Origin of the sequence: Streptomyces sp. C10-9-1 (assembly GCF_024497955.1) — a bacterium.
In the GTDB taxonomy this organism is placed as follows: domain Bacteria; phylum Actinomycetota; class Actinomycetes; order Streptomycetales; family Streptomycetaceae; genus Streptomyces; species Streptomyces sanyensis.
The window spans coordinates 43094-65421 of record NZ_JANHKP010000020.1 but is presented as its reverse complement, the minus strand read 5'-3'; the positions used below and the strand labels follow the sequence as shown (position 1 = coordinate 65421).

General features: G+C 74.7%; 22 protein-coding genes and 1 riboswitch. Of the genes, 17 read left to right on the top strand and 5 right to left on the bottom strand.

Going from position 1 to position 22328, the window contains the following annotated elements; genetic code table 11:
• Positions 1–155 precede the first annotated feature (155 nt).
• A riboswitch (FMN riboswitch) is annotated at positions 156–286 on the top strand.
• A 150-nt stretch (positions 287–436) separates the two neighbouring features.
• From ribD to NPS70_RS25200, 10 genes are all read left to right on the top strand, one after another.
• Positions 437–1519: a bifunctional diaminohydroxyphosphoribosylaminopyrimidine deaminase/5-amino-6-(5-phosphoribosylamino)uracil reductase RibD gene (gene ribD / locus NPS70_RS25245; protein ID WP_256526716.1), complete on the top strand. Its 1083-nt coding sequence runs from the start codon at positions 437–439 to the stop codon at positions 1517–1519.
• 1 nt (position 1520) lies between these two features.
• The gene (locus tag NPS70_RS25240) at positions 1521–2129 is read left to right on the top strand and encodes a riboflavin synthase (RefSeq protein ID WP_256526715.1); all 609 of its coding nucleotides are present in this window, start codon (positions 1521–1523) and stop codon (positions 2127–2129) included.
• Entirely contained in the window at positions 2126–2782 is a 657-nt protein-coding gene (locus tag NPS70_RS25235) for a nicotinamide mononucleotide transporter family protein (RefSeq protein ID WP_256526714.1), read from the top strand. Before NPS70_RS25240 ends, NPS70_RS25235 begins: the two co-directional genes overlap by 4 nt.
• The gene (locus NPS70_RS25230; RefSeq protein ID WP_256526713.1) at positions 2779–4059 is read left to right on the top strand and encodes a bifunctional 3,4-dihydroxy-2-butanone-4-phosphate synthase/GTP cyclohydrolase II; all 1281 of its coding nucleotides are present in this window, start codon (positions 2779–2781) and stop codon (positions 4057–4059) included. The genes NPS70_RS25235 and NPS70_RS25230 overlap by 4 nt, the downstream gene beginning before the upstream one ends.
• A 137-nt stretch (positions 4060–4196) precedes the next feature.
• On the top strand, positions 4197–4682 hold the full coding sequence (ribH, locus tag NPS70_RS25225) for a 6,7-dimethyl-8-ribityllumazine synthase (RefSeq protein ID WP_256526712.1): 486 nt from the start codon (positions 4197–4199) through the stop codon (positions 4680–4682).
• A gap of 33 nt (positions 4683–4715) precedes the next feature.
• Positions 4716–4988: a phosphoribosyl-ATP diphosphatase gene (locus NPS70_RS25220; RefSeq protein ID WP_256526711.1), complete on the top strand. Its 273-nt coding sequence runs from the start codon at positions 4716–4718 to the stop codon at positions 4986–4988.
• A gap of 56 nt (positions 4989–5044) precedes the next feature.
• Entirely contained in the window at positions 5045–5893 is an 849-nt protein-coding gene (gene hisG / locus NPS70_RS25215) for an ATP phosphoribosyltransferase (protein ID WP_256526710.1), read from the top strand.
• Positions 5894–5910: 17 nt separating this feature from the next.
• Positions 5911–6369, top strand: a complete 459-nt coding sequence (locus NPS70_RS25210; protein ID WP_256526709.1) for a PH domain-containing protein — start codon at positions 5911–5913, stop codon at positions 6367–6369.
• Positions 6370–6619: 250 nt separating this feature from the next.
• Complete coding sequence (locus NPS70_RS25205) at positions 6620–7969, top strand: hemolysin family protein (RefSeq protein ID WP_256526708.1); 1350 nt, start codon at positions 6620–6622, stop codon at positions 7967–7969.
• On the top strand, positions 7966–9066 hold the full coding sequence (locus tag NPS70_RS25200; protein ID WP_256526707.1) for a hemolysin family protein: 1101 nt from the start codon (positions 7966–7968) through the stop codon (positions 9064–9066). The genes NPS70_RS25205 and NPS70_RS25200 overlap by 4 nt, the downstream gene beginning before the upstream one ends.
• Positions 9067–9124: 58 nt before the next feature.
• On the opposite strand, the gene NPS70_RS25195 is transcribed toward NPS70_RS25200, so the two are convergent.
• On the bottom strand, positions 9125–11026 hold the full coding sequence (locus NPS70_RS25195) for an AAA family ATPase (RefSeq protein WP_374212054.1): 1902 nt from the start codon (positions 11024–11026) through the stop codon (positions 9125–9127).
• 373 nt (positions 11027–11399) lie between these two features.
• Positions 11400–12011, bottom strand: a complete 612-nt coding sequence (locus tag NPS70_RS25190; protein WP_256526706.1) for a uridine kinase — start codon at positions 12009–12011, stop codon at positions 11400–11402.
• A gap of 207 nt (positions 12012–12218) precedes the next feature.
• Between NPS70_RS25190 and NPS70_RS25185 the strand changes: the two genes are divergently transcribed.
• From NPS70_RS25185 to NPS70_RS25175, 3 genes are all read left to right on the top strand, one after another.
• Positions 12219–13565: a C39 family peptidase gene (locus tag NPS70_RS25185; protein ID WP_256526705.1), complete on the top strand. Its 1347-nt coding sequence runs from the start codon at positions 12219–12221 to the stop codon at positions 13563–13565.
• 121 nt (positions 13566–13686) lie between these two features.
• Positions 13687–13836, top strand: coding sequence for an SCO1431 family membrane protein (locus tag NPS70_RS25180; RefSeq protein ID WP_256526704.1), 150 nt, complete (start codon positions 13687–13689; stop codon positions 13834–13836).
• Positions 13837–14067: 231 nt separating this feature from the next.
• Positions 14068–15240, top strand: coding sequence for an acyl-CoA dehydrogenase family protein (locus tag NPS70_RS25175; RefSeq protein WP_256526703.1), 1173 nt, complete (start codon positions 14068–14070; stop codon positions 15238–15240).
• A 181-nt stretch (positions 15241–15421) separates the two neighbouring features.
• On the opposite strand, the gene NPS70_RS25170 is transcribed toward NPS70_RS25175, so the two are convergent.
• Positions 15422–15826, bottom strand: coding sequence for a hypothetical protein (locus NPS70_RS25170; RefSeq protein WP_256526702.1), 405 nt, complete (start codon positions 15824–15826; stop codon positions 15422–15424).
• Between the two features lie 204 nt (positions 15827–16030).
• On the opposite strand from NPS70_RS25170, the gene NPS70_RS25165 reads away from it, so the two are divergent.
• The 4 genes from NPS70_RS25165 to fxsA all read left to right on the top strand — a co-directional run bounded on the left by NPS70_RS25165 (position 16031) and on the right by fxsA (position 20134).
• Positions 16031–16471 carry an Lrp/AsnC family transcriptional regulator gene (locus tag NPS70_RS25165; protein WP_256526701.1) on the top strand — a complete coding sequence of 147 codons (441 nt, stop codon included), beginning with the start codon at positions 16031–16033 and terminating at the stop codon, positions 16469–16471.
• A 97-nt stretch (positions 16472–16568) separates the two neighbouring features.
• A complete protein-coding gene (locus tag NPS70_RS25160; RefSeq protein ID WP_256526700.1) occupies positions 16569–18194 on the top strand; it encodes an amidohydrolase in 1626 nt (541 codons plus the stop codon).
• Between the two features lie 525 nt (positions 18195–18719).
• Complete coding sequence (locus tag NPS70_RS25155) at positions 18720–19517, top strand: polyprenol monophosphomannose synthase (RefSeq protein ID WP_256526699.1); 798 nt, start codon at positions 18720–18722, stop codon at positions 19515–19517.
• Between the two features lie 47 nt (positions 19518–19564).
• Positions 19565–20134, top strand: a complete 570-nt coding sequence (gene fxsA / locus NPS70_RS25150; protein WP_256526698.1) for an FxsA family membrane protein — start codon at positions 19565–19567, stop codon at positions 20132–20134.
• Positions 20135–20308: 174 nt separating this feature from the next.
• Here fxsA and NPS70_RS25145 read toward each other — a convergent pair whose 3' ends face one another.
• Positions 20309–20683: an RNA polymerase-binding protein RbpA gene (locus NPS70_RS25145; RefSeq protein ID WP_026278069.1), complete on the bottom strand. Its 375-nt coding sequence runs from the start codon at positions 20681–20683 to the stop codon at positions 20309–20311.
• A gap of 254 nt (positions 20684–20937) precedes the next feature.
• On the bottom strand, positions 20938–22290 hold the full coding sequence (locus NPS70_RS25140; protein WP_256526695.1) for an MFS transporter: 1353 nt from the start codon (positions 22288–22290) through the stop codon (positions 20938–20940).
• Between the last annotated feature and the right edge of the window lie 38 nt (positions 22291–22328).

The following is a 22328-nucleotide window of genomic DNA, read 5'->3' as shown; positions in this document are numbered from 1 at the left end:
TCCGGCCCGCGGTGCCGGTGTCGCGGCGGGGGGTGGGGTCACGCGGGCGCCCTGCCGGGTTCCGCGGGCTCCGCCCCACCCCTCTGTGATCCACCCCACATCGATCACCCGCATGGCCGACCGCCCGGCGTGGCACACTGGCCGTGTATCAGCAGCAGCGCACTCCGGGGTCGGTGAAATTCCGAACCGGCGGTTACAGTCCGCGACCCGTCCGCAGCCAGCGGCCGGTTGACCAGGTGAAACTCCTGGACCGACGGTTAAAGTCCGGATGGGAGGCAGTGCGCGGCGGGTGGCCCCTCGGGCCGTCGGCCGTCCCTGCGGGTCGCCGTATCCCGGCGCCCCGCATCCGGCCTCGGCGGTGCCCGTGTGAGTTCGCCCGCTGTCCGTCGTCATCGACGTCCCCGGAGTCCGTGCCCGAAGAGGCAGGAGGACACCGGTGGCCACCGCAGCCGACATCGACGCCATGCGCCGAGCCGTAGCGCTCGCCGCCCGCGGACTCGGCTCCACCAGCCCCAACCCCGTGGTCGGGTGCGTCGTCACGGACGCCTCCGGCCATGTCGTCGGCGAGGGCCACCACGAGCGCGCCGGAGGCCCGCACGCCGAGGTCCACGCCCTGCGCCAGGCCGGTGTCCTCGCCCGGGGAGGCACCGCCTACGTCACCCTCGAACCCTGCGACCACACCGGCCGCACCGGGCCCTGCGCCCGGGCGCTGACCGAGGCCGGCATCGCCCGCGTCGTCTACGCCGTAGCCGACCCCGACCCGCGGGCGGCAGGCGGCGCCGGCACGCTGCGCGCGGCGGGTGTCCAGGTCGAGGCCGGTGTGCTGGAGGACGAGGCGGAGGCCGGCAACACCGCCTGGCTGACCTCCGTCCGCCGCGGCCGCCCCCACGTCACCTGGAAGTACGCGGCCACCCTGGACGGCCGGACCGCCGCCGCCGACGGCACCAGCCGCTGGATCAGCTCCCCGGCCTCGCGCGCCGACGTCCACCGGCTGCGGGCCGAGGCCGACGCCGTCGTGGTCGGCTCCGGCACCCTGCGCGCCGACGACCCCCACCTCGCCGTGCGCGGCGTCGACGGCGCCACCCAGCCGCTGCGGGTCGTCGTCGACACCCGCGCCTCCATCGCCCCCGGCGCCCGGGTCCTCGACGACGCGGCCCCCACCCTGATCGCCGTCGCCGAGGACGCCGACACCGCCCACCTCCCCGGCGTCGACACCGTGCGCCTCCCCGCCGGCGAACGGGGACTCGACCCCCGCGCCCTGCTCGCCGAGCTCCACGCCCGCGGCGTGCGCTCCGTCCTGCTCGAGGGCGGCCCCGCGCTCGCGGGCTCCTTCGTCGCGGCCGGCGCCGTCGACCGGGTCGTCGGCTACATCGCCCCCGTCCTCCTCGGTGCCGGGCCGGCGGCCCTGGCCGGCGGCGGCATCACCACCATCACCGAAGCGCTGCGCCTCGACGTCGTGGCCACCGACCGCTTCGGCCCCGACCTGCGCATCACCGCGACCGTCCCCGAGGGAGCCTGAGTTGTTCACCGGAATCGTCGAAGAACTGGGTGAGGTCACCGCCGTGGAGGACCTCGGCGACGCCTCCCGCTTCCGCCTGCGCGGCCCGCTCGTCACCGAGGGCGCCAAGCACGGCGACTCGATCGCCGTCAACGGCGTCTGCCTCACCGTGGTGGACACCGCCGACGGCCAGTTCACCGCCGACGTCATGGCCGAGACCCTGCGGCGCTCCAGCCTCGGCGCGCTGACGACCGGCTCCCGGGTCAACCTGGAGCGCCCGATGACCGCCGACGGGCGCTTCGGCGGCCACATCGTCCAGGGCCACGTCGACGGCACCGGCACGATCGCCGGGCGCACCCGCTCCGAGCACTGGGAACTCGTGCGCGTCTCGCTCCCCGGCGAGCTGGCGCGCTACGTCGTGGAGAAGGGCTCGATCACCGTCGACGGCGTCAGCCTCACCGTCGTCGAGGCCGGAGCCGGCCACTTCACCGTGAGCCTCATCCCGACCACGCTCGCCCTGACCACCCTCGGCCACAAGCAGCCCGGGGACCCGGTCAACCTGGAGGTCGACGTGATCGCCAAGTACGTCGAGCGGCTGCTCGGCACCGGCTCGGCGGGGGGCGCCCGGTGAGCGGCCTCGGCTGGCTCAACGGAGAGGCCTTCACCGCCTTCGGCCAGCACATCCTCTGGTCCGACATGCTCGGCAACATCCTGGGCCTGACCGCGCTCGCGCTCGGCTGGCGCCGCTCGGTGCTCACCTGGCCCGCGCAGCTGCTCTCCGGGGTGATCCTGGTCGGCGCCTACGCCTCGGCCCAGCTCGGCGGCGGCGTCGGCAAGCAGCTGCTGGTCATCGCCGTCGCCGCCTGGGGCTGGCGCCAGTGGACCCGGGGCCGCCGCCGCGCACAGGACGGCAGCATCGCCGTCCGGTTCGCCGACGCCCGCGAGCGGGCCTGGCTCCTCGCCGGGGCCGTGCTCGGCACCGCCGCCGTCGGCGGCCTGTTCACCGCCTTCCCCTCGCTCTCCTGGAGCCCCTGGGCCGACGCCTACATCTTCGTCGGCACGCTGGTCGCGATGGTGGCCCAGGCCCGCGGACTGGTGGAGTTCTGGTTCGCCTGGCTGCTGGTGGACCTGGTCGGCGTCCCCCTCGCGTTCAGCAGCGGCCTGGCCTTCTCCGGCCTGGTCTACGTGATCTACTTCGCCCTCGTGGTCTGGGGCGCCTACGACTGGTGGCAGCGCTCGCGCACGGGCGCCGCCGCCCCCGCAGCGGAAGGAGCGGCCGCATGACGGCACTGCCCGAGTGGTACACGGACGGCGACCTGGCCCTCGACCCGGTGGAGCAGGCCGTCCGCGACATCGCGGCCGGACGCCCCGTGGTCGTCGTGGACGACGAGGACCGCGAGAACGAGGGCGACCTCGTGATCGCGGCCGAGATGGCCACACCCGAGATCGTGGCCTTCATGATGAGCGAGTGCCGCGGCCTGATCTGCGCCCCCATGGAGGGCGCCGAGCTGGACCGGCTGGAACTGCCCCAGATGGTCGCCGACAACACCGAGTCGATGCAGACCGCCTTCACCGTCTCCGTCGACGCCGGCCCGGCCCACGGGGTCACCACCGGCATCTCCGCCGCGGACCGCTCCGCCACCCTGCGGCTGCTGGCCGACGGCGGCGCCGGACCGGCCGACTTCGTCCGCCCCGGGCACGTCTTCCCGCTGCGCTCCAAGCCCGGCGGCGTGCTCACCCGGCCCGGGCACACCGAGGCCGCGGTCGACCTCGCCCGTCTCGCGGGGCTGCGCCCCGCCGGGGCCATCGTGGAGATCGCGGGCGAGGACGGCGTGATGCTGCGGCTGCCCGAGCTGGTGCCGTTCGCACGCAAGCACGGTCTGACCATCGTCTCGATCGAGGACCTGATCGCCTACCGGCGCAGCGCCGAACCCACCGTCCGGCGCGAGGCGGAGGCGGACCTGCCCACCCGGCACGGCCGCTTCACCGCCTACGGCTACCGCTCCACCGTCGACGGCGTCGAGCACGTGGCCCTGGTCCACGGCGACCTCGGAGACGGGGAGGACCTGCTGGTGCGCGTCCACTCCGAGTGCCTGACCGGCGACATCTTCCACTCGCTGCGCTGCGACTGCGGCCCCCAGCTGGAGGAGTCCATGCGGCGGGTCACCGAGACGGGCCGCGGCGTCGTCGTCTACCTGCGGGGCCACGAGGGCCGCGGTATCGGGCTGATGTCCAAGCTGCGGGCCTACGAGCTGCAGGAGCGGGGCCGCGACACGCTGGACGCCAACCTGGAGCTTGGCCTGCCCGCCGACGCCCGGGACTACGCCGCCGCCGCCCGGATCCTCGCCGACCTCGGTGCCCGCAGCGTCCGGCTGATGACCAACAACCCCGAGAAGGTGACCGCCCTCACCCGCCACGGCATCCGCGTCCTGCGGCGCGAGGCGGTCCCCGTGACCGCGGGCGAGCACAACCTCCGCTACCTGCGCACCAAGCGCGACCGGATGGGCCACGACCTGCCGTGGCTGGACGCCCCCGGGGCGTCCGCCTGCGGCAACCAGTAGCGGGGAACCGGCCCGCCCGCCCCGCGACAGGCGGGCGGCCCGGCGCAGTACCGAACGTGCAGTACCGAACGGAACCGATCCCGACACCAGCCGACACCGGAACGGACCACCGGACCGGATGCGGCCGAGGAGAGAACATGAGCGGCAAGGGCGCACCCGTGCTGAGTGTGAAGAACTGCCAGGACCTGCGGGTGGCCGTCATCGCGGCGCAGTGGCACGAGAAGATCATGGACGGCCTGGTGGACGGCGCGCTGCGCGCGCTGCACGAGCTCGGCATCGACGAGCCGACCCTGCTCAGGGTCCCCGGCAGCTTCGAGCTGCCCGTCGTCGCCAAGGTCCTGGCGGGCCGGGGCTACGACGCGATCGTCGCCCTCGGCGTCGTCGTCCGCGGCGGAACCCCCCACTTCGAGTACGTGTGCCAGGGCGTCACCCAGGGGCTGACCCAGGTCTCCGTGGACACCGGTGTGCCGATCGGCTTCGGGGTGCTCACCTGCGACACGGAGGAGCAGGCACTGGACCGCGCGGGTCTGGAGGGCTCGAACGAGGACAAGGGGCACGAAGCGGTCACCGCCGCCGTGGCCACCGCGACCGTCCTGCGTTCAGTATCCGAACCCTGGCGCTGAGCGGACCCCGATTCCGCGTAGGGTGGGACCACCATGTCCAAGAAGACGTTCGAGGAGCTCTTCACCGAGCTCCAGCAGAAGGCCGCCCACGGCGATCCCGCCACCTCCCGCACCGCCGAACTGGTGGACAAGGGGGTGCACGCCATCGGCAAGAAGGTCGTCGAAGAGGCCGCCGAGGTGTGGATGGCCGCCGAGTACGAGGGCAAGGACGCCGCCGCCGAGGAGATCTCCCAGCTGCTGTACCACGTCCAGGTGATGATGGTGGCCCGCGGCATCTCCCTGGACGACGTCTACGCCCACCTCTGAGCCGCCCGCCCCCGCACGCACCACCGCCCCACACGAGAACGAAGGAAGCCCGCCTCATGCTGCGCATCGCCGTACCCAACAAGGGTTCACTGTCCGGACCTGCGTCGGCGATGCTCCATGAGGCCGGCTACCAGCAGCGCAAGGAGTCCAAGGAGCTCGTCCTCGTCGACCCCGAGAACGAGGTCGAGTTCTTCTACCTGCGCCCCCGGGACATCGCGATCTACGTGAGCTCCGGGCGCCTCGACATCGGCATCACCGGCCGCGACCTGCTGCTCGACTCCGGGGCGGACGCCGAGGAGATCCTCCAGCTCGGCTTCGCCCGCTCCACCTTCCGCTACGCCACCAAGCCCGGCACCGCGAAGGGCGTGGAGGACTTCGGCGGGATGACCGTGGCCACCTCCTACGAGGGCATCGTCGCCAAGCACCTGGCCGACAACGGAATCGGCGCCTCCGTCGTCCACCTCGACGGCGCCGTGGAGACCGCGATCGAGCTGGGCGTGGCGCAGGTCATCGCCGACGTCGTGGAGACCGGGACCAGCCTGCGCAACGCCGGGCTGGAGGTCATCGGCGAGCCCATCATGACCTCCGAGGCGGTCGTCATCCGGCGTACCGGGGCCGACCCCGAGCACGCCCGCGTCCAGCAGTTCCTCCGCCGCCTGCAGGGCGTCCTGGTGGCCCGCAGCTACGTGATGATGGACTACGACTGCCGGGTGGAGAACCTGGAGCAGGCCGTCGCCCTCACCCCCGGCCTGGAGTCGCCGACCATCTCCCCCCTGCACCACGAGGGTTGGGTGGCCGTCCGCTCCATGGTCGCCGCCAAGGAGGCGCAGCGGATCATGGACGACCTCTACGCCCTGGGCGCCCGCGCCATCCTGACCACGGCGATCCACGCCTGCCGCCTCTGAGGCCGAGGGACCGCCCCGTGAACCACTCCGCACCGCCGCCCGCGCTCCCCGTCACCTTCCGGCCCACCCGGACCAGGATCGTGCTGCTGACCGTGGGCGCGGCGATGTCCGCCGTGATCATCGCCGTCACGCTCCTGCTCGACCGGCTCAGCGCCGCCGAGCGGACCAGCTTCGTCTTCGTCGCCCTGCTGTTCTTCGGCGTCCTGGCCCTGCTCAGCCGCCCCAAGGTGGTGGCCGACGAGACCGGTGTGACGGTCGTCAACCTCACCCGTACGCGCCGGCTCGCCTGGGCCGAGATCCTGAGGGTGAACCTGCGCCCCGGCGACCCCTGGGTGTTCCTCGACCTCAGCGACGGCACCAGCCTGCCCGCGCTGGGCATCCAGCCCGGCATCGCCAAGGCGCAGGCCATCGCCGACGCCCGCGCGCTGCGCGCTCTCGCCGAGAGCAGGGGAACGGGCGCCGAGCAGGGCGGCTGACGGGAGGCGGCGGTCCGCCGCGGACCGCCGCCCGCCCCCGGACGGCGGCCACCCGGGCGCGCACGATCCGGCGCCTTCGCGGCCGCCCCCCGTTAGTCTGGTGCGCGGCGGCGCCCGGTGCGCCCCGCCCCGCACCCCACGCCGCCCCGGCGCCGGCGGGGTCCCCCCTGCTACCCGAGGAGTGACTCCCTCCGGCAATGGACGGATCGTCCGGTAGTACCTGCGCCGCCCCCTCCCACGAGGCGGCGGCATGATCATCGCCCTCTCGCTGCTCGCCGCAGCCTTCGTCCTCGTCCTCGCCAACGGCTTCTTCGTGGCCGCGGAGTTCGGCCTGGTCACCGTCCAGCGCCCGGACGCCGAACGCGCCGCCGACGCGGGTGACCCGCGTGCCGCCCGCGTCGTCGACGCACTGCGCGAACTCTCCTTCCAGCTGTCCGGCACCCAGCTCGGCATCACCCTGACCTCCCTGGTGGTCGGCATGCTCGCCGAGCCGGCGCTCGCCCGGCTGCTGGGCGCCCCGCTCGCCGCGACCGGTCTTCCCCCGGGAGCCGTGTCCACCGCGGCCGTGGTCGTCGGCATGCTGCTGGCCTCCGCCGTCCAGATGGTGGTCGGCGAGCTGGTGCCGAAGAACTGGGCGGTCTCCCGCCCCCTGGAGGTGGCCCGCTTCGTCGCCGGTCCGCAGACCCGCTTCTCCGCGCTGTTCCGCCCGGTCATCGCGCTGCTCAACGCGACCGCCAACCGCGCCCTGCGGCTGATGGGCGTGGAGCCCGCGGCGGAGCTGGCCTCCGCCCGCACCCCGGCGGAGCTCAGGTCGCTGGCCTTCCACTCGGCCCGGGCGGGAGCCCTGGAACAGGACACCGCGGAGCTGTTCGTCCGGACCCTGTCCCTCGGGCACCTCACCGCCCAGCACCTGATGACCCCCCGGGTGCGCGTCAACGCCCTCCACGAGGACGCCACCGCCGCCGACGTGCTCAACCTGACGCGCGCCACCGGCTGTTCGCGCTTCCCCGTGTACCGGGCCGGCATCGACGAGGTGGTGGGCGCGGTCCACCTCAAGGACGCCCTCGCCGTGCGTGCCGACGAACGGCCGCGGGTGAGCGTCGCCCGGATCGCCGCGCCCGCGCTGCGCGTCCCGGGGACCCTGCCCGTGCAGCTGCTGCTGGAGCGGCTGCGCAAGGAGCAGCCGATGGCGGTCGTCGTCGACGAGTACGGCGGCACCGCGGGCGTGGTCACCCTGGAGGACATCGTCGAGGAGCTGGTGGGCGAGGTCCGCGACGAGCACGACGCCGAGGACCGGGGCCGGCCCGAGCTGGCCCCCGCCCCGCCCGAGGACGGCAGCCCCGCCTGGCACGCCGCCGGAAGCTGCCGTGTCGCCGCCCTGCGCGCCGCCGGGATCGAGGTCCCCGAAGGCCCCTACGAGACCGTCGCCGGGCTCGCCGCCGACCTGCTGGGCCGCATCCCCGCGGTCGGCGACAGCGCCGAGCTGCCCGGCTGGCACCTCACGGTGCGCCGCGTCGACCGCCACCGCGCGGAGCGGGTGCACCTGGTGCGCACCCGGCCCGCCGCCGTCGGCCCCGCACTGGTGGAGGCCGTCCGATGAGCGCTCTGCACCTGGTGCTCGCGCTGCTGCTGGTCGTCGCCAACGGCTTCTTCGTGGGTGCCGAGTTCGCCCTGGTCTCGGTACGGCGCAGCCAGATCGAACCACTCGCCGCGCAGGGGTCCGCCCGGGCACGGCGCGTCGTGCACGGGCTGGAGAACCTGCCGCAGATGATGGCGGCCGCCCAGTTCGGCATCACGGTCTGCTCCCTGACCCTCGGCGCGGTCGCCGAACCCACCGTGGCCCGCCTGCTGGAGCCGGTGTTCCACTGGGCCCGGGTCCCGGAAGGGCTGGTCCACCCCCTGGGCTACGCCATCGCCCTGGCGGCGGTGGTCTTCCTCCACCTGGTGGTCGGGGAGATGCTGCCCAAGAACCTGGCGATGTCCGCGCCCGAGCGCACGGCGCTCTGGCTGGCCCCCGCCCTGGTCGGCTTCGCCCGCCTGTGCCGACCCGTCACGGCGGCCCTCGGGGCGGTGGCCGCGCTCGTGCTGCGGGCCTTCCGCGTCGAGCCCAAGGACGAACTCGACGCGGTCTTCACCAGCGACCAGCTGGGGCGCCTGGTCCGGGACGCCGGCCGGGCCGGTCTGCTGGACCCCGCGGAGCAGGAGCGCCTGGGGGACGCGCTGGTGCTCGGCAGCCGCCCGGTGAGCGAGGTGCTCGTCCCGCGCGGCGCGCTGGTGACCGTTCCTCCGTCGGTCACCCCCCGGCAGGTGGAGGAGCTGACCGTCCGCACCGGCTACTCCCGCTTCCCGGTCTGCTCCGGCGGCACCGGGCCCTTTCTGGGGTTCCTCCACGTCAAGGACGTGCTGGACCTGGAGGAGGACGAGCGGGCCGTTCCCGCGCGGACCTGGCGGCCGATGGCGACGCTGCACGCCGAACTGCCCCTGGACGACGCCCTCACCGCGATGCGCCGGGCCGCCACGCACCTGGCGCAGGTCGCCGACGCCTCCGGCCGGGTGCTCGGTGTCGTCGCTCTGGAGGACGTGCTGGAGACGCTCGTCGGGGAGGTGCGCGACCCGGCCCACCGGATCGCCGTGCCGCGCACGGCACAGGGCGGCCCGGCCTCCCCGGCGGAGCCCTCCTCGGCCCTGGTGGCCTGAGCCCCCGCCCGGCCGCCCGGGGCACCGGTGCGGCCGGGCCCGGTGCGGTCCCGGCCGGTCAGCCCTGCGGGTCCGGGCCGGGCCCCGCCGGCCCCCGGCCGGAGAGCACCTCGCCGTACGCCTGCATCAGGTCCGGCAGCCGCAGGGTCGACAGGTCCTCGCGCCCCGGGGTGCCCGGGTACTGGGACAGGCGCAGGTCCCGGTAGGCGCAGCTCTTCTCGTACAGGGTGCGCAGGAAGCGCCCGTTGCCCAGCTCGTCGATCCAGCCCTGCCCCACGACATGGCCGCTGATGGAGAGCAGTTCCTCGCGGGCCTCCTCGTCCCAGACGTCGTCGTTCTCGGCCGCCAGCACGGAGCCGATCGCGGTGAGCTCCAGGGGCCGGTAGGAGGGGAAGTCCACCCGGGTGGTGAAGCGGGAGGACAGCCCCGGGTTGGCGCCCAGCAGCCGGTCCATGCCCTCCGGGTATCCGGCCAGGATGACCACCAGGTGGTCGCGGTTGTCCTCGGCCCGCTTGAGCAGCACCTGCAGCGCCTCGTCCCCGTAGGCGTCGCCCTTGCTGTAGCCCGAGTTCGACAGGCTGTACGCCTCGTCGACGAAGAGCACCCCGCCGAGCGCCGAGTCGATCAGCTCGTTGGCCTTGACCGCCGTCTGCCCGAGGAACTCCCCGACCAGGTCGGAGCGCTGGGCCTCCACGAGGTGGTCGCCGCCGAGCAGCCCCAGGGCGTAGAAGACCCGGCCGAGGATGCGGGCGACGGTCGTCTTGCCCGTCCCCGAGGGGCCCGAGAAGACGAAGTGGCGCTTGGGCGGTTGGACGGGCAGCCCCTGCCCCGCCCGAAGGCGGGCCATCTCCAGCTGGGCGGACAGGGCCTTCACCTGCCGCTTGACGGGCTCCATCCCGACCATGCGCTCCAGTTCGCCGAGTGCCCGCGCCAGCAGGGCGGAGTCCGTCGGCCCCGAGGGGAACCGGGGTGCCGCCGCCCGTGCCGTGGCCGACCGGCGCCGTAACGGGTCGCCCGCCGCGGCCGGGGGTGCCGGGACCTGGCCGGGCGGCTCCGCCCCGAGCCGGTCCGCGGGCGCGGGTGCCTCGCTCCCGGGCCGCCGGTCGGCGTCCGCCTCGTACCCGGCCAGCGAGACGGCGGCGAGGTCCGTGGCCTCGTCGTAGGCGTCGATCCCGTCGAAGCCGTCGTACGCGGCGATGGCCGCGAGCCTCGCCGAGGTGTCCATGAAGGACGGGTCGACCCGGTGCACGGCCCGGTACAGGGGGAGGGCCGCGGCGCTGCGCCCCGTGCCCTCCCGGGCACGTGCGAGCCAGTAGCGCAGCTCCTTGCGCTGGGGCTGCTCGCTGCGGCAGCGCATCAGGGCGGAGGCCAGGATGGGCTCCGCCTGGCCGTACATCTCCAGCCGCACCCGCGCCATGCCGCCGAAGAGTCCCGCCTCGATCCCCAGCAGCGGATCGTCGACCAGGGGCTCGGTGTGGCGGACCAGCTGCTCCCAGTCCTTGACCAGGTACGACCGGCAGGCGTGCAGGAAGCGGACGTGGGGGTCCGCGTCGACCGGCGGGAGCCCGGCGAGTGCCCGGTCCAGCTCGGCGATGTGGCGGCCGTCGAGCCAGTGGGAGGCGTGCGCGAGCAGCAGGTCGCGCGGGCTCTCCAGCACGGGTTGGACCCACCAGCCGAGCCAGTACCAGGAGTTGAGGGTGCGGTGGTGGCGGGTGCGCTGCTCGCCGAAGCGCTCGCGGTGGCGGTGCATGTGGAGCAGGGCCGTCGCGGTGTCGACGCGGAGGGCGTGCAGTCCCAGCCAGGCGTCCGCCATGCCGGGGTCGAGCCGGACCGCGGCCCGGAACTCCTCCTCGGCCTGCGGGTAGGCGCCCATGGTGCAGGCGTCCACGCCCCGCAGCCAGGCCAGTTCGGCAGGAGTGCGTGCGCTCCGCGCGCCCTCGTCCATAGGGTTCTCCACCATCCCCCCGCACACCGTGCACCCGTCTCCCGCGCCGGGGCGCCCACCGGCGGGGCGGCCAACAGGCACGGCACGGACGGGAATTGAGCCCACCGGGGTGCATCGTACCCGCGCTGAGGGAGGGGAATAAGACCGCGTCGGCGGCCCGTATGCGACTACCCAGGGTCATGGAGGCGCCCGGATCGCGTATCCGCGGAGGGCGGCAGGGCAGAACGAAGCCCCCGATCACGGGGGAACAACCGGGGGCTTCGCGTCTGCGGCGACTTCGAGAAGCCGCACATTGAGAACGTAAGACCTCCGCGCCCCGTCGGTCAAGCAGAGTTCGGGCCTCGGTGCGACCGGAATCCCGACCGACCGGTATGCGGCATCCATGCGGTCACTCGCGGTGACATTCCGGGCCCTGGGATGGCGCACCCCCGGGCGGTTTCCGCCACAGGTAGCCCTCCGGGCACTCCCGTACCAGCAGGTCCGCGAAGGGACGCGAGGGGTCCGCCGCGAAGTGCGCCGACTCCGCCCGCGTCCAGCCGTCCCAGAACGCGGCCAGTTCCGGCCCGTCGCGCCCGCGGCCACGGGCCCACGACCGCTGGGCCGGGCGGTCCATCCACAGCAGTGCCGCCAGGTGCGGCCGCAGCGCGCGGCGCCCCGCGCCGACCCCCTCCACCAGCACCAGCGGCGCGGCCGGGAGCACCCGGGGCGCGAGGAAGCGGCGCAGATTCCAGTCGTACGGGTGAAAGCAGGCCGCCCTGCCCTGCGCCAGCGGCTCGACGACCTCCTCCAGCATCCGCCCGGTCCAGTCGAACAGCTCCTCGTGCGTCGCCAGATCGTCCAGGTGCAGCACCTGCACCGGCCCCTCGGCCGCGGCGGCGAGGCGCGCCGCGAAGGTGCTCTTGCCCGAGCCCGCGTGTCCGTCCACGGCGACCAGGCGCGAGCGGCCGCAGGACGGGGCGAGCGCGTGGAGCTGCTCGGCGAGCGGTCGGAGGAGGTCCATGGCGCGCCACTGTAGTGCCGCGCCCGGAACGGACGACCGCGGCGGCCGCCCCGCCGCGACGCACCCCGCGGTGCTTTGCCCCGCCCGCCCCGGAGGCGATAGTGGCCCCGGGGCGTGCCGGGGGACCGGCCCCGACCGCCCGCACGGCGGGTCGGGCGCGGCCCCCCGGCACGCCCCGGCACCGCGCACCCGACCTGGGGGTCCTTCATGGCCAGAGCCGCCTCGCGCAGAACCGTCCTCGGCGCCGCCCTCGCGGCCGCCACCGCCGCCGCGGTACCACGCGCCTCGGCCGCCGGCCCCGGCCGGGCCCCGGCCGGGGAGCCCCCCGCCGTCGGCAACCGCTTCTGGTCCACCTACACCGACTGGCGCGGCGGCAGGACGGAGGGCACCCGCGTGCTGCCCTCGCTGCGCCCCGGCCTGGTCATCGGCGCCCCCCTGGGCACCGCGGTGCGCACCGACCCGCACACCGGGCGGAGCGAGCCCTGGGAGTACGCGGTGTGGACCTCCCCCTGGCACCGTCCGGCCGTCCCGGCCACCGAGGCCGTGGCCTCGTGGAACGCCCGCACCCCGCCCGGGACCTGGCTTCGCGCCGAACTCTCCGCGCGCTACGGGGACGGCACCCGGACGCCCTGGTTCACCATGGGCTGCTGGGCCTCGGGCGACGAGGACGTCCGCCGCACGTCCGTCGGCGGCCAGGGCGACGGCCGGGCCTCGGTGCACACCGACACCCTGGCCGTGGACGACCCCGCCGCCGGGACGCGCTTCGCCGCCCTCCGGCTGCGCCTGACCCTCCACCGCCGGCCGGGCACCGGAGCGACTCCGCTGGTGTGGCGGGCCGGGGCCATGGCCTCCTGCGTCCCGGACCGCTTCGGCGTGCCCGCCGAGGAGCCCCGCGTCGCCGGGGAGCTGGTGCTGCCCGCCTACTCGCAGAACGTCCACACCGGGCGGTACCCCGAGTACGACGGCGGCGGCGAGGCGTGGTGCAGCCCCGCGTGCTCGCAGATGGTCGTGGAGTACTGGGGCCGCCGCCCGGACGCCGGCGACCTCGCCTGGGTGGACCCCGCCTACGGCGACCCGCAGGTCTGCCACGCGGCCCGCGCCACCTACGACCACGGGTACCAGGGCTGCGGCAACTGGGCGTTCAACACGGCGTACGCGGCCTCCTACCCGGGCCTCTCCGCCGTCGTCACCCGGCTCGGCTCGATGGCGGACCTGGAGCGGCTGATCGCGGCGGGCATCCCCGTGATCGCCTCCCTCTCCTTCACGCAGGATGAGCTGACCGGGGCGGGCTACGGGACGGCGGGCCACCTGATGACGGTGGTCGGCTTCTCCGCCGCGGGCGACGTCGTCGTCCACGATCCCGCGGCTCCGAACGGCGCGGGTGTCCGGCGCGTCTACCGCCGCTCCGAGTGGGCGTCCCTGTGGCTGCGCACCCGGCGGCGCGGCCCCGGGGGACGGACGCTGTCCGGACCGGGCGGCGTCTGCTACCTGGTCTGGCCCGCCCGGGCCACCCACGCCCAGCGCGCGGCGCTCGCGGCCGCGGGGGTGCGCTGAGGCCCGCGGCACGTGAGGAATGTCTCGGCACCGCGGCCCCGTCTGCCTCCGGGCCCGGGGGGCTGGCACTGTGGGCGGGTGCCGGGGGGACGTCCCGCTCCGCCGACCGAGGAGAACCGCCATGACCGCGACCGCCGCCACCGCCGCTCCCCCCGCGACGCGCACCCGCACCGGGGGCCCCGGCGAGGGCCCGGACCTCCTGGAGCACGCGCTCGGCTGGGTCCTCGTCGTCGTGCTGGCCATGCTGGTCAGCGGGCTGGGTCTGGTCTGACGCTCCTCCCGCGGGCTTCGCAGGCCCCCGGGCCCCCGCTGTGATCACGGCTTCGCCGTCCACCCGTGACGGGAGCCCGCCGATCGGGCATACTCGACGCGCCACAGCCGCCAACCAGCCTTTTCCGTGATCCGGAAGGGCAGCATCGGCCTTGGCAGGACAATCGGCGGCGCGCTCCGACACCCCGTGCGCGCGACCGCCGCAGCGCCCGACAGGGAGGAGTGCGCCGCAATGCCCGACCGCGCCCAGCAGCCGGTGGACCGTCAACTGCCCACCGAGGAGGCCAGGGACCTGATCGCCCTGGTCCGCGACATCGCCCAGCGGGAGATCGCCCCCGGCGCGGCCGAGCAGGAGGAGGCGGGCGTCTTCCCGCGCGAGGTCTTCTCGCTCCTCTCCGAGTCCGGCCTGCTCGGGCTGCCCTACGCATCCGAGCACGGCGGCGGCGACCAGCCGTACGAGGTGTACCTCCAGGTTCTGGAGGAGCTGGCCTCCGCACGCCTCACCGTGGGCCTGGGTGTGAGCGTCCACTCCCTCGCCTGCCACGCGCTGGCCGGGTTCGGCACCAAGGAGCAGCAGGCCGAGCACCTGCCCGCCATGCTCGGCGGCGGGCTCCTGGGCGCCTACTGCCTCTCCGAGCCGGCCGCCGGCTCGGATGCCGCGTCGCTGCGGACCAAGGCCGTGCGCGACGGCGACGACTGGGTGGTGCACGGCACCAAGGCGTGGATCACCCACGGAGGCGTGGCCGACTTCTACACGCTGCTCGCCCGCACCGGCGGCGAGGGCGCCCGGGGGATCACCGCGTTCCTGGTGCCGGGCGACGCTCCCGGGCTGAGTGCCGCGGCGCCCGAGAAGAAGATGGGCATGAAGGGCTCGCCCACCGCCCAGGTCCACTTCGACGGGGTGCGCGTCCCGGTCGCCCGCCGCGTCGGCGAGGAGGGGCAGGGCTTCTCGATCGCGCTGGCGGCCCTCGACTCCGGACGCCTGGGGATCGCGGCCTGCGCCGTCGGTGTCGCACAGGCCGCGCTGGACGCCGCGGTGGAGTACGCCACCGACCGCCGGCAGTTCGGGCGGCCGATCGCCGACTTCCAGGGACTGCGCTTCATGATCGCGGACATGGCGACGCGGATCGAGGCGGGCCGGTCCCTCTACCTGTCCGCGGCCCGTCTGCGGGACCAGGGCCGTCCGTTCTCCCGGCAGGCGGCGATGGCCAAGCTGTTCTGCACCGACGCGGCCATGAGCGTCACCACCGACGCGGTGCAGATCCTCGGAGGCTACGGCTACACCCAGGACTTCCCGGCCGAGCGCTACATGCGCGAGGCCAAGGTGCTGCAGATCGTCGAGGGCACCAACCAGATCCAGCGGATGGTGATCGCCCGCCATCTGGCGGGGCCCGAGACCCGCTGACCGGCCCCCGGCCCGTTCGCCGGGTGCGGTCCGCCGCGCCCGGCGGGTCGCCTCCGGCGCGGGGCGACCGGGCCCTGCGCGTCACGCGTGCCGTGCCCGGACGGGCGCTGAGGGCCCCGGGCCCGCACGCGGCGGTGCCGCGGACCACCCCCGCGGTCCGCGGCCGGCGTGCCGTGGGCCGTCAGGCGGCCCGGCGCAGCCCCGGCAGTCTCATCGGACGCGACCCGGGGCCCCCGACGTGGGAGAAGGGCTGCGTCCGCCAGTCGAGCCCCTGCGGCAGTGCCAGCACCACGGCGGTGTCCTGGTCCAGGAGGTCCGCGGAGCCGTCCGCGGGACGGGTGTCGCCCACGGGCCGGCCGGTGCCGTGGCACACGGTGAGGCCGAAGGGGTTCCACGGGGTGGCGCAGCGTGCGTGCTCGGGGAGCACGTCCTCGTCCTCCAGCAGGGCGATGGGCTGGGCGCAGTCCGGGCAGACGACCCGGTAGGTGCCGAAGGTGTCGTACGGATCGAAGGTGTCGGAGTCGGCCGGCTGCGCCGGATCGACAGGCTCCGGTTCGGAACGGCCGCGGTTCTTGGTGCTCTGCATGGAGAATCTCCCCCTCGGATGGGCCGATCAGGCGCTTGTGGCCTCGACCACACGAAGCAATGCCCATCGGGCGGGCCGTATAACCATGAGGTCACGGTCGACGGCGAGGCAAACCTGTGGCGTTGGTCACACCGGAGCCCGCTGTCGGCCCCCGAACGCCACCGGGCTGTGCCGGAGGCCGCCCGGGGCAATAGGTTGATCCGCATGGAGGAGCTGGATCGTCAGATCGTGGAACTGCTCGTCAGGGACGGGCGGATGAGCTACACCGACCTGGGCAAGGCCACCGGCCTGTCCACCTCGGCGGTGCACCAGCGCGTGCGGCGCCTGGAGCAGCGCGGCGTCATCCGCGGCTACGCCGCGGTCGTCGACCCCGAGGCGGTGGGCCTGCCGCTGACCGCCTTCATCTCGGTCAAGCCCTTCGACCCCAGCGCCCCGGACGACATCGCCGACCGGCTCGCCGACGTCCCCGAGATCGAGGCGTGCCACAGCGTCGCCGGCGACGAGAACTACATCCTCAAGGTCCGCGTCGCCACCCCGCTGGAGCTGGAGCACCTGCTCACCCGGATCCGCTCCCTGGCCGGCGTCTCCAGCCGCACCACCGTGGTCCTGTCCACCCCGTACGAGGCCCGCCCGCCGCGCATCTGAGGGCGGTCCCGGCCTCCCCGGCGGATCGGGCGCGCGGCGCGGGGTGCGGCGCCCCCGCGCCGCCCGGGCCCGTCCTGCGCGGGACTAGGCTTCCCCCATGACCACGAGCACCGCCTCCCCGGGCGACGACCGCACCGTGCTGCTGCGCGGGGGAGAAGTCCACAGCCCCGCCGACCCCTTCGCCACCGCCATGGTCGTCGAGCGGGGGCACGTCGCCTGGGTCGGCGCCGAAGGGGCGGCCGACGCGTTCGCCGCCGGTGCCGACGAGATCGTCGACCTCGACGGCGCCCTGGTCACCCCCGCGTTCACCGACTCCCATGTGCACACCACCGCGACCGGTCTGGCCCTGACCGGACTGGACCTCGGCGGTGCCGCCTCCCTCGCCGAGGCGGGCGCCATGGTGCGCCGGTACGCCGAGGAGCACCCCGGCGACCGCGTGCTGCTCGGTCACGGCTGGGACGCCTCCCGGTGGCCCGAGGGCCGCGCCCCCGGCCGGGAGGAGCTCGACGCCCTCACGGGCGGACGGCCCCTCTACCTCACCCGTGTCGACGTCCACTCGGCCGCCGTCACCACGGCGATGCTGGACCTCGTCCCGGGCGTCCGCTCCCTGGACGGCTACCGCGACGGCGAGCCGCTCACCGCCGACGCCCACCACGCGGTCCGCGAGGCGGCCCACGCCGCCGTCTCCCCGCGCCAGCGCACCGAGGCGCAGCGCGCCGCCCTGCGCCACGCCGCCTCCCGGGGCATCGGGACCGTGCACGAGTGCGGAGGCCCGCACATCTCCGGCGAGGACGACTTCACCGGCCTGCTGCGGCTGGCCGGCGAGGAGCCCGGCCCGCGCGTCGTGGGCTACTGGGCCGACCTCGACGTGGACCGGGCCCGTCGGCTCGGCGCCGTCGGCGCGGCCGGCGACCTGTTCGCCGACGGGTCGCTCGGCTCGCACACGGCCTGCCTCCACGAGCCCTACGCCGACGCCCCCCACACCGGCCGCGCCATGCTGGCGCCCGCCGAGATCACCGCCCACGTCGTCGCCTGCACGGAGGCCGGGCTCCAGGCGGGATTCCACGCGATCGGCGACGCCGCCCTGAGCGCCGTGACCGAAGGCTTCCGCGAGGCGGCGGAGAAGCTCGGGCTCGCCCGCGTCCGCGCCGCGCGCCACCGGGTCGAGCACGCCGAGCTGCTCGCCCCCGAGGCCGTCGCCGCCTTTGCCGAGTTCGGGCTGACCGCCTCGGTCCAGCCCGCCTTCGACGCGGCCTGGGGCGGCGAGGACGGGATGTACGCGGCGCGGCTCGGCGCGGAGCGGGCCAGGAGCCTCAACCCCTACGCCGCGCTGCTGCGCGCCGGAGTGCCGCTCGCCTTCGGTTCCGACAGCCCGGTCACCCCTCTCGACCCGTGGGGGACCGTGCGGGCCGCCGCCTTCCACCGCACCCCGGAGCACCGCATCTCCGTGCGCGCCGCGTTCACCGCGCACACCCGGGGCGGATGGCGGGCCGTGGGCCGCGACGACGCCGGGGTCCTGGTCCCCGGCGCCCCCGCCGACTACGCCGTCTGGGAGACCGGGGCGCTGGTGGTGCAGGCCCCCGACGACCGGGTCGCCCGCTGGTCGACCGACCCCCGTTCCGGGACCCCGGGCCTGCCCGACCTCACGCCGGGCGCCGACCTGCCGGTCTGCCTGCGGACCGTCGTCGCGGGTCGCACGGTCTTCCCGGGACCGAACGGGTGACGTCCACCCCTCCCGCACCGTCCGCCGCGGGTCGCGGCCTTCCGCCGCGACCTGCGGATCTTCACCGCTGACCTGGCCGTTCGACGGACGACCGCCGGTGCCAGGGCTGTTGACAGCGTGCGCCCACCGGCCGGTAGGTTCGGCCGGGTCCACCACTCACGGTCCGACCGGCACCGTCCACGCAGTCGTCGAACGCCGCTGGGTCATGGGGTGGCGTGCCGCACCGGCGCACCACCACCAAGAGCCAGGTTCAGCGCCCGCGCCTCGGGGGCAGAGGGAAGGTTTCGGCCGGAAGGCGGTGCGACCCGGGTGGGGCCCGGCGTTCAGTAGACAACGGCTCTCGGTCGACCCGCAGCCAGCGGGCCCCAGGTCGGCCCGAAGGACGCCGGGCCCGGTCCGCGGAACCCCGGCTGCGGCGCCCCGCGCCGTGCGCGGGCCCCGCCGCCGGTGATCGGCCACCGCGCGCCGAGCCGTCCGCAGCCCTCGCTAAGGTGGGGCTCTGCGTACGGACTTTAAGGGGCAGCAGTGAACGACGGTGGTGCGGTTCCCCGAGGTGGATCCCAGGGGAGGCAGTACGGCCCGCTCGGCAGGACCTTGGTGATCATCCCGACCTACAACGAGGCCGAGAACATCGGGTCGGTCGTGGCGCGGGTCCGCGAGGCCGTCCCCCTGGCGGACGTCCTCGTCGCCGACGACAACAGCCCCGACGGCACCGGGAAGCTCGCCGACGAGCTGGCCGCCGGCGACGAACGGGTGCACGTGCTGCACCGCAAGGGCAAGGAGGGCCTGGGCGCCGCCTACCTCGCCGGGTTCCGCTGGGGCATCGAGCGCGGCTACGGCGTCCTGGTGGAGATGGACGCCGACGGCTCGCACCAGCCCGAGGAACTGCCCAGGCTGCTCACCGCCCTCAAGGGCGCGGACCTGGTCCTGGGCTCCCGCTGGGTCCCGGGCGGCCGCGTCGTCAACTGGCCGCGCCACCGGGAACTCCTCTCCCGGGGCGGCAGCACCTACTCCCGGATGCTGCTCGGCGTCCCGATCCGCGACCTGACCGGCGGCTTCCGCGCCTTCCGGGCCGAGACGCTCCAGGGGCTCGGCCTCGACGACGTCGCCTCGCAGGGCTACTGCTTCCAGGTCGACCTCGCCCGCAGGGCCGTGGAAGCGGGCTTCCACGTGGTCGAGGTCCCGATCACCTTCGTGGAGCGGGAGCTCGGCGACTCCAAGATGAACCGCGACATCGTGGTCGAGGCCCTGTGGCGGGTGACCGCCTGGGGTGTCGGCGGCCGCGCGGGCAGGCTGCTGGGGCGGGGCCCCGCGGGGCACTGACCCCCTCCTTACGCCACGCGCGCGGCGGCCCAGGCACACTGGGTGCCATGACGACCGGTTCACGCACCCCGACCGCCCCCGGGCGCTCCCGCCTGCGCACCCTCCTGCCGCTGGGCGTCGCCGCCTGGCTGGTCCTGGAGATCTGGCTGCTGACCGTGGTGGCCGACGCGGCCGGCGGGCTCACCGTGCTCGCCCTCCTCGTGGGCGGTGCGGTACTGGGGGCCTTCGTGATCAAGAGGGCGGGGCGCCGCGCCTTCGCCCGGCTCTCCGAAGCGCTCCAGCGGCCGCAGGAGGCCGCCGGGCGCCGGGGCGAGGGTGACGGGCTGATGATGCTGGGCGGCCTGCTGCTCATGCTCCCGGGCCTGATCTCCGACGTCCTGGGCCTGGTTCTGCTGCTGCCGCCGGTGCGGGGGCTGCTGGGCCGCGCCACCGAGCGCTCCCTGGAGCGCCGGATGAACCGGGCCGTGCCCGGGGGCATCGGTGAGGCCTTCCAGCAGGCCCGGATGCACCGGCCGGACGGCAAGGTGGTCCAGGGCGAGGTGATCCGCGAGGACGGTCCCGCCCACCGCGGCGAGGGGGAGGACGGCTCCGGCCCGCGCCCGCCGCTGGCGTCCTGACCGACCGTCCGGCGCAGGCACGGCCGCAGGGGCTCCGCCCGGTGGGCGGCCACCGCGGTCGGGCCGCCAGGGGCGGGGAGGCGGAACACGGCAAGGCCGCGGGCCGGACCACATCATCGTGTGGTCCGGCCCGCGGCCTTGCCGTGCTGTGCCGGTTGCGCGCGGGCGCCGCCGCTACGCGGACTTGCGGCTGTCGCGCGGGTGCACCGCGATGTTCATCGCGCCGGATCGCAGGACGGCCAGCCTCTCGGCCAGCACCTCCTCCAGCTCCTCACGGGTGCGCCGCTCCATGAGCATGTCCCAGTGCGTGCGCGCCGGCTTGCCCTTCTTCTCCTCGGGGCCGTCCCCGTCGACGAGGAGCGCCTGGCTTCCGCAGACCTTGCACTCCCACTCCGGCGGGATCTCCGCCTCGACCGAGAACGGCATCTCGAAACGATGCCCCTTCTCGCATGCGTACTCCACCGCCTGGCGCGGGGCCAGATCGATGCCGCGGTCGGTCTCGTAGCTGGTCACCACGAGGCGCGTGCCGCGAAGAGCTCGCTCACTCATGAATCGTGCCTCCCGGGCTTGTCGCCCACAGGACAGGTGTCGCTGTCGTCGTCATCCGGTCAACGTCCGGTCGGCGGTGAAGATTCCCGTTGCGGGTCATGCGTCGCCCGTCGTGCCGCCCTTGTTCTACCCACCAGCGCCCGGTTTGTCACATCTGAGGCCAGATGTCACCCAGCGTCTTTCACTCTTGGGCGCGCAGTAACGGTCCGCCTGGCAGGCCAAAGGCGTACACTACCGCCCTTTACCGTCCGCGTCTAAACGCGGTCCGGGACCGGGTTGCCCGCGGCGGCGATCGCCGCCCGCACCGGGATGCGGGCCAGCAGCACGAAGCCCAGGGCGAAGAAGATCACCAGGGAGATGATGGCATCCCGGTAGCTCCCCGTCACCTGGAACGCGAGCCCGAACACCAGAGGCCCCAGCCAGCTCAGTCCCCGGTCGCTCATCTCGTACGCCGAGAAGTACTCCGCCTCCTTGCCCCGCGGCACCAGATGGGAGAACAGGGAGCGCGACAGCGCCTGGCTCCCCCCGAGGACCAGGCCGATGCCGGCCGCCAGGCAGAAGAACCACACCGGCGCGCCCGCGGGCAGGAAGTAGCCGCAGACCAGGATCAGCGTCCACACCGCGAGCGACGCCAGGATCGTCCGCTTCGCGCCGTAGACGTGCGCCAGGCGGCCCATGCCGAGCGCCCCCGCGACCGCCAGCACCTGCACCAGCAGCACCGCCGTGATCAGGGTGGTCTGGTCCAGGCCCAGCTCCTCGGACCCGTACACGGATGCCTGGGAGATGACCGTCTGCACGCCGTCGTTGTAGAGCAGGTACGCCAGCAGGAACGCCAGCGTCAGCGGGTGCCGCCGCATGTCGCGGAGGGTGGCCAGCAGCTGGCGCCAGCCCGAGGTCACGGCGCCGTCCCCGGCGGGGGAGACCTTCCGGTCGCGCAGGCGGCGCAGGGGGACCAGGGTCCACGCGCCCCACCACAGGCCGGCCGAGGCGAGGCAGATCCGGACCGCCTCGCCCTCCGTGAGCCCGAAGGACTCGTGCCCCGAGTACACGACCAGGTTGACCACGAGGACCAGCGCCCCCGAGGTGTACCCGAAGGCCCAGCCCCGCGAGGAGACCGCGTCGCGTTCCGCCGGCTCCGCGATCTGCGGAAGGTAGGCGTTGTAGAGCACCATCGACACCGCCAGCGAGGCGTTCGCCACGATCAGCAGCAGCGCGCCCAGCAGATAGCGGTGCCCGTCCAGGAAGAACATGCCCGTGGTCGCCGCCGAGCCCACGTACGCGGCGGCCGCCAGCAGGGGCTTCTTGCGGCCCGTCCGGTCCGCGAGCGCTCCGGCGAACGGCATCACCAGGATGGCCACCACCACCGACACGGAGACCGCGTAGGGGAAGACCGAGCCTGCCCTGACCGGGATGCCCAGCGGATGGACGAAGCCCTCCGTGTCGGCCGCGGCCTTGGCGATCGAGGTCAGGTACGGGCCGAGGAAGACGGTGACCACGCTCGTCGAGTAGACCGAGCAGGCGAAGTCGTAGAAGTACCAGCCGCGCTGCTCGCGCCGGCGCTCCGTCGCCCCGTCGTCCGTCGTGCGGTCGGTGGTGCCCGCCGTCATCCGCGCCCCCTCGTTCGTGCCGGGCGCGGCAGCGCCCG